1 protein-coding gene is annotated in these 1,296 nt (G+C 69.3%); it reads left to right on the forward strand.

Annotation, left to right across the window (positions count from 1 at the left end; all coding sequences use genetic code 11):
• On the forward strand, positions 1-1,296 hold a 1,296-nt coding region (locus AQI95_RS43980; protein ID WP_159056779.1), incomplete at both ends, for an acyltransferase domain-containing protein.

Raw genomic sequence — 1,296 nt, forward strand, 5'->3', positions numbered from 1 at the left:
AGCGTGTCGCGGCGGACGGCGAGGAGCTGGAGCCGCTCGACGTGGCGTACTCCCTGGCGACCTCCCGGTCGGCCCTCGACCGCCGCGCCGTAGTGGTCGCGGGGGAGCGGGCCGAGTTCCAGGCCGCGCTCCAGGCCCTCGTCGCGGGCGAGTCCGCCGCTGGGCTGGTCCGCGGAACCGTGAACGCCGGTGCCCTGGCCTTCCTGTTCACCGGTCAGGGCAGTCAGCGCCTGGGCATGGGCCGTGAGCTGTACGACGCGTTCCCGGCCTTCGCCGATGCCTTCGACGCGATCTGCGCCCGGATGGACGGACTGCTCGAACTCCCGCTGAAGGACGTCGTCTTCGGCACCGACGCTGAGCTGTTGGACCGTACGGAGTACACGCAGCCGGCGCTGTTCGCGGTTGAGGTGGCGCTGTTCAGGCTGGTCGAGTCGTGGGGTGTGGTCCCGGACTTCGTCTCCGGTCACTCCATTGGTGAGATCGCTGCTGCGCATGTGGCGGGTGTGCTGTCGCTGGAGGATGCGTGTGTGCTGGTGGCGGCTCGTGGCCGTCTGATGCAGGCGTTGCCGTCGGGTGGTGTGATGGTCGCGGTGCAGGCGTCGGAGGACGAGGTCCTGCCGTTGCTGACCGATCGGGTGAGCATTGCTGCGGTCAATGGGCCGGTGTCGGTGGTGATCGCGGGTGACGAGGATGCTGCGCTGGCCGTGGTGGAGGCTTTCGCTGGTCGTAAGAGCAAGCGGCTCACGGTCAGTCATGCGTTCCACTCGCCGCACATGGACGGGATGCTGGAGGACTTCCGTGAGGTCGTGGCGGGGTTGGAGCTCAATGCCACGCGGATCCCGGTCGTCTCCAACCTGACGGGTGCGCTGGTCTCGGACGAGATGGGTTCGGCGGAGTTCTGGGTGCGTCACGTCCGTGAGGCGGTTCGCTTCTTCGACGGGGTGCGGGCGCTTGAGGCCGCTGGTGTGTCGACGTACGTCGAACTCGGCCCGGACGGTGTGCTCTCCGCCCTCGCCCAGGAATGCCTCACCGCCGACACCGGCGACACTGTCTTCGTCCCCACACTGCGCAAGGGCCGCCCCGAGGCCGAGGCCGAGGCCGTCACGACGGCGCTCGCCCAGGCCTTCGCCCACGGCGTCACCGTCGACTGGTCGGCCTTCTTCGCCGGTACCGGTGCCCGGCGGGTCGATCTGCCGACGTACGCCTTCCAGCGTCAGCGGTTCTGGCCGAGCGGGGTGGCGTTGGTGGCGGGGGATCCTGAGTCCATCGGTCTGGGCGATGTGGCGCATCCGCTGC

Origin of the sequence: Streptomyces yokosukanensis, assembly GCF_001514035.1 — a bacterium.
GTDB lineage: Bacteria > Actinomycetota > Actinomycetes > Streptomycetales > Streptomycetaceae > Streptomyces > Streptomyces yokosukanensis.